At 53.2% G+C, this 7,581-nt stretch carries 6 protein-coding genes; 3 read left to right on the forward strand and 3 right to left on the reverse strand.

The genetic code is table 11. The annotated features are described in order from the left end of the window. Window positions 1-129: 129 nt before the first annotated feature. The gene (locus K8V32_RS04925; protein ID WP_303903745.1) at window positions 130-1,602 is read right to left on the reverse strand and encodes a replication-associated recombination protein A; all 1,473 of its coding nucleotides are present in this window, start codon (window positions 1,600-1,602) and stop codon (window positions 130-132) included. 56 nt (window positions 1,603-1,658) lie between these two features. Between K8V32_RS04925 and dtd the strand changes: the two genes are divergently transcribed. After that, window positions 1,659-2,111, forward strand: a complete 453-nt coding sequence (gene dtd / locus K8V32_RS04930; protein ID WP_303903748.1) for a D-aminoacyl-tRNA deacylase — start codon at window positions 1,659-1,661, stop codon at window positions 2,109-2,111. 412 nt (window positions 2,112-2,523) lie between these two features. Here the strand turns inward: dtd and aspS are convergent, their stop codons facing one another. Both aspS and hisS read right to left on the reverse strand, forming a co-directional pair. Beyond that, window positions 2,524-4,335, reverse strand: coding sequence for an aspartate--tRNA ligase (gene aspS, locus K8V32_RS04935; protein WP_303903751.1), 1,812 nt, complete (start codon window positions 4,333-4,335; stop codon window positions 2,524-2,526). Window positions 4,336-4,412: 77 nt separating this feature from the next. Further along, a complete protein-coding gene (hisS, locus tag K8V32_RS04940) occupies window positions 4,413-5,771 on the reverse strand; it encodes a histidine--tRNA ligase (protein ID WP_303903754.1) in 1,359 nt (452 codons plus the stop codon). Between the two features lie 170 nt (window positions 5,772-5,941). Between hisS and K8V32_RS04945 the strand changes: the two genes are divergently transcribed. Together K8V32_RS04945 and K8V32_RS04950 are read left to right on the forward strand one after the other, a co-directional pair. Then, entirely contained in the window at window positions 5,942-7,303 is a 1,362-nt protein-coding gene (locus K8V32_RS04945) for a DUF349 domain-containing protein (protein ID WP_303903757.1), read from the forward strand. Between the two features lie 84 nt (window positions 7,304-7,387). Further along, a partial coding sequence (locus K8V32_RS04950; RefSeq protein ID WP_303903759.1) for a hypothetical protein occupies window positions 7,388-7,581 on the forward strand: 194 nt, incomplete at its 3' end.

The raw sequence follows: 7,581 nt of genomic DNA on the forward strand, positions 1-7,581 counted from the left end.
GGCCTCTGATGTCGTTGTTTTCCAGAGAGCTGAGGGTTATACCGCCAACCGTCATTACTACCGTTTCTCCGAGAACTGCAGAAACGTGCCAGACAAGCGGCAAGTTTAGCAGACTCATCAGCTTGACCGCTAATCGTCCGCAACGTTGTTCCTTACCGACCGGAGCTCCTGCTGTTCAGGTCCTTGAGCATCTGCCTCAGGTGTCGGCTGAGATTGGGGCATAGGTTGGTTTCGTATGACGGCACGGAGACGGTCGACCCGCTCTGCCAGCATCTGTTCTCGGCCGTTGCCGGTGGGCTGGTAATATTCTCGTCCCTGGAGTTCATCGGGCAAGTATTGTTGGTCGGTGATCGCGTGTGGGTATGCATGCGGGTATTTATAGCCGACCCCGTGGCCTAGCGCTTTGGCCCCCGGATAATGTGCATCGCGTAAAGGTTTCGGAACAGTCCCGGCATGACCTGATTTCACGTCTGCTAAAGCGGCATCAATGGCCACATATGACGCATTGGATTTCGGCGCGGTGGCCAAATGCACCACTGCCTGAGCTAGTGGAATACGTCCTTCTGGCATTCCAATGAGTTGAACGGCTTGCGCCGCGGCAACAGCGGTTTGCAAAGCTGTGGGGTCTGCCATTCCGACGTCTTCCGAAGCGTGAACGATAAGACGCCGGGCAATATATCTCGGGTCTTCTCCGGCATGAATCATGCGCGCCAAATAATGCAATGCGGCATCAACGTCGGAGCCACGGATGGATTTGATAAACGCGGAAATGACGTCGTAGTGCTGGTCGCCATCTTTATCGTAACGTAGCACAGCCTGGTCCATAGCCTGGGCAGCATACTGGACGGTAATGCCAGCCGGACCGTTGTTAGTACCGTGCTGATCTACTGCCACTCCGGCTGCGGCCTCCAGAGTTGTCAATGCCCGGCGTGCGTCGCCTTGGGCCATCCGAATCAAGTAGTCCCGCGCTTCCTCATCAAGTTCCACGGTGTTGTTGAGCCCGCGCTCATCGACTAAGGCTCGCTCGATGAGTAAGCCGATATCCTCATCGGTCAAAGGTTCAAGAGTCAGCATGATGGACCGTGATAGTAATGGTGCCACGACAGAAAATGATGGGTTCTCGGTGGTGGCAGCAACTAAAATTACCCAGCCATTTTCGACCCCTGGTAACAGAGCATCCTGTTGTGCTTTATTGAAACGGTGAATTTCGTCCAGAAATAAGATGGTGGTTCGACCGTAAAGGTCGCGATTATCGAGCGCTTGGTCCATGACCTGACGAACGTCTTTTACTCCGGCCGAGATAGCCGACAGCTCAACGAACTTTCTGTCCGGGGCATGGGAGATGACATGCGCGAGCGTCGTTTTACCGGTGCCTGGCGGACCATACAAGATAATGGAAGTCGGCCCGATGTTCTTCGTACCGGTGGTTTCTGTGAGTTTTCGTAGCGGCGAACCCGGTGTCAGTAGATGTTGCTGGCCGACGATCTCATCCAAGGTCCTTGGACGCATCCGCACGGCCAAGGGTGCACCCGCAGAGGCTCTACCGGTGGTCGTCGTACGGTCGTCGTCATCATCATGGGCCGAGGAGAACAAATCTTGCACGCCTCTATTCTAGTGATTGCAACAGACTGATGATATCCGCAACTACACTTGGAGCCATGCGTGCAGTTATTCAAGTCGTTTCGTCAGCAAGTGTCACCGTCGAAGAACGTGCAGTGGGTGAGATTTCCGGCCCTGGGCTGCTGATCTTATTGGGGGTCACCGTTGATGACGGCCCAGAGCAGGCTGATGCATTAGTACAAAAGATTGTGAACTTGCGAATTCTCGGCGACGAACAGTCTGCGCTTGAGCTCAACACACCGGTTTTGGTGGTTTCGCAGTTCACCCTCTATGCGGATGTACGCAAAGGACGGCGTCCGTCGTGGTCAAAAGCTGCTCGCCCGGAGCAATCGGAACCACTGTATGAGTATTTCGTGGAACGAATTCGTGACCAAGGTTTGGACGTAGCAACCGGTGAATTTGGTGCCATGATGGATGTTGCCCTGGTCAACAGTGGCCCGTTTACTTTAGTTATTGATTCGGATGACTTGGCGGCACCGCGGCGCGGGTAGTCCCACTCGTTGTGTGACCGCTGGTTGTAATTAACCAGGGCCTTGGGCTCCAGTAGGGTGAAGGGCCGTCGCCACTTATTTTGCGAAGGATCAGAGCGGACGGGAGACGAAATTGATCTGCGCCGCAGTGGGTTTCACTATGACTGACAATGAAGTCTCAGCTCATGTGCTCAAATAGTGGCGCAGCTTCTGCTGCTGCCGCAGCGAGGCATCCGAATTTCGATCGCCCCGGTGCTAGTCTCTGCCCAATGTCTGGTGGCACGATAACCATGTGCGTGCAGATTTTGGGTGCCTGAAATGTGTCGAATACTCGGTCAAAGTGCGAACAACAAGATAGGTATTTGGATCTTGCAACAAAACGCCGGTCAGACCGCAAGAGTCGACCGGCGTTTTGTTTATGGCCAAGAAGTTATTAGGCGTTGACCTCTTCTGTCACATCGTCTTCTTCTGGCACGTAGTCCACGCCAGTCTCTGCGCGTTGCTCATCGGGAATTGGAGCGGGTGCGTCAGTTAGTGGGTCGTGGCCGTTGCCGGTCTTCGGGAAGGCAATGACGTCTCGGATGGAATCTGTCCCAGCAAGCAACGAGATCATGCGGTCCCAGCCAAAGGCAATACCACCGTGCGGTGGAGCGCCGTATTGGAAAGCGTCCAACAGGAAGCCAAACTTCTCTTGGGCGTCTTCTTCGGAAATGCCCATGACCTTGAAGACCCGCTTTTGGATTTCCTGGTTGTGGATACGAATTGAGCCACCACCGATTTCATTGCCGTTGACGACAATGTCGTAGGCGTAGGCCAACGCTTCACCGGGGTTGGTGTCAAAGGTATCGAAGTATTCAGGTTTTGGCGAAGTGAATGCGTGGTGTACAGCGGTCCAAGCCCCATCACCCACTGCGACGTCACCTTCGGCTTCAGCCAGGGCAGCAGGTTCAAATAACGGAGCATCAACGACCCAGACAAAGGACCAGTCTTGTTCTTCTGCTGGTACGTCAGAGTTATTTTTGATCAGCCCAACGCGGTGACCAATTTCAACACGGGCTGCACCCAGCAGTGCGCGTGAAGCCACAGGATCACCGGCAGCAAAGAAAATCGCATCGCCAGGGTTGGCCCCAACCTTTTCGGCCAGACCGGCAAGTTCTGCTTCCGTGATGTTCTTAGAAACTGGGCCGGTCATTTCGCCATCTTCTTTGTACAGCACATAGGCCAGTCCATGGGCACCACGCTGTTTTGCCCATTCCTGCCATGCATCCAGCTGACGACGAGGCTGTGCGCCCCCACCTGGCATCACGACTGCACCGACATATTCATTTTGGAATACCCGAAACGGGGTGTCTTTGAAGTATTCGGTCATGTCGGTCAGCTCCAGACCGAAGCGCAGATCTGGTTTATCTGTGCCGTATTTTTCCATGGCTTCTTTGTACGTGATCCGTGGAATTGGTGTGGAGATTTCCACTCCAATGAGTTTCCATATCTCACTCAGCAGGTTTTCAGCGAGTTCGATGATGTCGTCTTGTTCGACAAAGGATGCTTCGATATCCATCTGGGTGAACTCTGGCTGGCGGTCTGCACGAAAATCTTCGTCACGATAGCAGCGAGCGATTTGGTAATAGCGCTCAATACCACCAACCTGCAGTAACTGTTTGAACAGCTGCGGCGACTGTGGCAAGGCATACCAGGAGCCCGGCTCCAAACGTGCGGGGACCAGAAAGTCGCGCGCGCCTTCTGGCGTAGAACGAGTCAGCGTTGGGGTTTCGACTTCGATGAAGTCATGGTCGGCTAGCAGGTTGCGGGCAATGCGATTAACTTCCGAACGTAAGCGCATAATGCGAGCTGGCTCAGGGCGACGCAAGTCCAGGTATCGATGTTTGAGGCGAACTTCTTCGCCGACTTCAACGTGCTCATCGATTTGGAATGGCAGCGCTGCTGCGGTGTTGAGCACGGTAACTTCAGAGGCGTAGAGCTCGATATCACCCGACGCAATATTTGTGTTCTCCGACCCTTCAGGACGCGCCTTTACCTCAGCGGTAACCTGCAGGACGTATTCGTTGCGCAGGTGATCGAACTGGGATTCATCGTGCACTACGATTTGTGCGATACCGGAAGCATCACGCAGGTCGATGAAAGCTACACCACCATGGTCGCGACGGCGAGCCACCCAGCCTGCCACGGTCACGGTTTGGCCAATGTGTTCGGCGTTGAGTTTGCCGAGTTGATGGGTGCGAAGCACGTTGTGTTTCCCCTTTTGAGTTCTACGTGTTGATTAAAATTCTGTGATATTCGAAGCTAGTCTACCGTTCAGCGCAATTAGTCGTTGTGCTCAACGGTGTTGAGAATCATGGCTTGAAAATCTTCTGCAGGTGGCATCCATGTGGTGGGGTCTGCAGCTCTCTGTTCCCCGGTACGAATGTCTTTGACCTCGTGAATGGTCTGGCCGTTGTCAAAGTTGGTAAACCAGACATACGGGATGCCCCGACGATCGGCGTGCCGAATTTGTTTGCCAAATTTTTCAGCCTTGGTGGCTACTTCGGTATTAATTCCTCGAGAGCGTAGCTGTTGGGCTACATCTTGAGCTGCTGACCAATCTTCATCTGAAGTCAGTGCGACATAGACTGCGGTAGGAACTTTACGTGTTGCTTTAACCATATTTTGCGAAAACAGCCGTGAGATCAATCGTGTGACGCCGATTGACAGTCCAACACCCGGGAAGCTGCGCTTACCTTTCGTCGCCAGTGCATCATATCGACCACCGGAACAGATCGAGCCGAGTTGCTCATGGCCCACCAGGTTCGTCTCGTACACCGTGCCGGTGTAGTAATCCAGCCCCCGAGCAATCGACAGATCCGCCACCGCGGTCCCGGGAACACGCTTGTGCAGTTGATCAATAACTTCTGCAAGCTCTTGAATCCCTTCATCAAGCAGCTCATCCTCCACGCCCAGTGCGCGGACCTGGTCGACAAACGAGGAATCCTCAGCACGAATTTGAGCAAGCGCTAGAGCCAATTCAGCCTGTTCCGCGCTAGCGCCTAAATCTTCCTGTAGGGCCTTTGAAACTTCCTCAGCACCGATCTTTTCCAGCTTGTCGATATTTCGTAACACTCCGGCGGTATCTTCAAGACCGATACCACGATAAAAGCCTTCGGCTAGCTTGCGGTTATTGATCCGAATAATGAATTGACCGATCGGCAGTTTGGATAGCGCTTCGGCCATCACCAACGCAACGTCGATGTCGTGGCGGAAGTCCAGTGCGCCGTCCCCGACAACATCGATATCAGCCTGGGTGAATTCCCGTGCACGACCTTCCTGGGGGCGTTCGCCGCGCCAGACTTTTTGGATCTGGTAACGACGGAATGGGAAGTTTAGGTGGCCGGCATTTTCTGTCACATAGCGCGCAAACGGTACTGTCAGGTCAAAGTGCAATGCCAACCGCGAAGTGTCAGCAGGATCTGGGGCATCCGTTTCATGAATGCGCGAAACCGTGTACACCTCTTTGTCGATTTCCCCTTTACGCAGGAGCGTCCCCAACGTTTCGACAGCCCGCGTTTCAATATTGGAAAACCCGTGGAGTTCGAAGACTTCTGCCAGTGTATTGAGCACATGGAGTTCTACGAGACGCTCTTCGGGCAGCCATTCGTGGAATCCAGAAAGTGAAGTCTTACGGGACATAGCGGTGTGATCTCCAAGAGTTCTATGGTGGGTAGTGCAATGCGCAGATTTACGCATCCTATTTAAAGTACTCTGCCATTGTATGCGTTTCGCGTAAGCTATCAGTGACCATCTCATCACAGTCATCCGATGGCTGACGGGATCTCCACCTACGGAAGAAAGTTATAGCGGTGACAACGAGTCAACAACCCGACGCCCCAAAACCAGTAGCTCCTAAACCAAGCGCTGTTACCCCAGCTGAAGTCCATCCGGTTGCACCGGTGGCACCAACGCCTGCCTACACCTCTGATCTTGGGGAAGCCAAGCAGTTTGCTGAGGTATCTGACGACGGGGTTGTAACCCTTCTCGATGGCGAGGAAAAGGTCGAAGTTGGACAGGTACCAGAAGCATCAACGGAGGAGGCGCTGGCCTACTACGTTCGTAAATATGACGACGTTATGACGCAGCTACAGCTACTCAAACAGCGTCTTGACACTGATGCATCGAATCAGGAGTTATTGAAGACTCTTGATCAAATCAATCAAACGATTGCTGCCCGACAGCTAGTCGGGGATATGGCCAAACTTCGTGAGCTCTCGACACAACTGCAGAATGATCTCGTCGAACGACAAGCCAAATTTCAAGCTCAGCGAGAGCAGGCCATCGCCGAACAGCAGGCTGCTCGCGAAAAGATCGTCGCCGAGGCCGAAGAAGTCTCTGGTCAAGATCCAGACAAGACCCAGTGGAAACAGTCCACCGCGAAAATGCGTGAACTGTTCGAGCAATGGCGTACTGTTCAAAAAACTGGGCCACGCTTGCCTCGAGCTACAGAAGACGAATTATGGCAGCGTTTTCGTTCAGCTCGCAATACATTTGAAAAGAATCGTCGTGCTTTCTTTTCGCAATTAGACGCACGAAATGCGGAAGCAAAGAAAATCAAAGAAGACTTAATTGCTCGTGCTGAGGCCTTGCAGAATTCTACCGACTGGGGTCCCACAACGATCCAGTATCGGGATCTGATGACCGAGTGGAAAAAATCGCCGCGGGCCTCGCGAAAAGATGACGATGCATTGTGGGCACGATTCCGGAGCGCACAGGATGTCTTCTTCAAAGCTCGTGATGCTGCGAATGCTGAATTGGATCGTGAATACGAAGCGAACCTTGCAGTCAAAGAGCAGATTCTCAAAGATGCTGAACAGCATCTCCCATTCAAGAGTCTTGAATCAGCTCGCGCCATTATGAAAGACGTCCGCACACGCTGGGATGACGCAGGACGTGTTCCGCGCAAAGACATCAGCCGCATGGAAGCAGCCATGAGTAAGCTCGAACGGGCGCTGACCGAGCTGGAAGAAGAACACTGGCGCAAGACGGATCCAGAAACTAAGGCGCGTACCGATTCTGCCTTGTCACAGTTGGAAGATACGATTGCTCAGTTAGAAGCTGATCTTGCTGCAGCCGAACAGGCTGGAGATCAGAAGAAAGTCGCTTCTGTCCAAGAGGCGCTCAAGGCTCGCCGCCAATGGTTAGAAGTAGTTCAGGCTGCTGGTGAATAGTACCAACTAGCTAGACAGTCGAAGTTATCCACAGCTCCGGTCGACACGCCGTCGGCCGGAGCTATTTTTTGTCATCATGGGCGCATGACTCTTTCACACAATGATGCACCCTTTTCGATGACGAACGAATACCACCTCTATGTACCCAACAACCCGTATAACGCATCAGAGCTGTCTGCAATGGCCTATCACGGTATGCTCCGCCCACAGTTTGGACCATTTTATGTAGATATTGATCTGCCGGATACGGCATCACAGCGAGCTAAAAGTGTACGGAT

This window comes from Enteractinococcus helveticum, assembly GCF_020742345.1.
GTDB classification, from domain to species: domain Bacteria; phylum Actinomycetota; class Actinomycetes; order Actinomycetales; family Micrococcaceae; genus Yaniella; species Yaniella helvetica_A.

Bases quoted from the DNA above. Each gene is read 5' to 3' on its own strand.
- hisS (WP_303903754.1), bottom strand. From the start codon at position 5,771: ATGTCCCGTAAGACTTCACTTTCTGGATTCCACGAATGGCTGCCCGAA.
- dtd (WP_303903748.1), top strand. From the start codon at position 1,659: ATGCGTGCAGTTATTCAAGTCGTTTCGTCAGCAAGTGTCACCGTCGAA.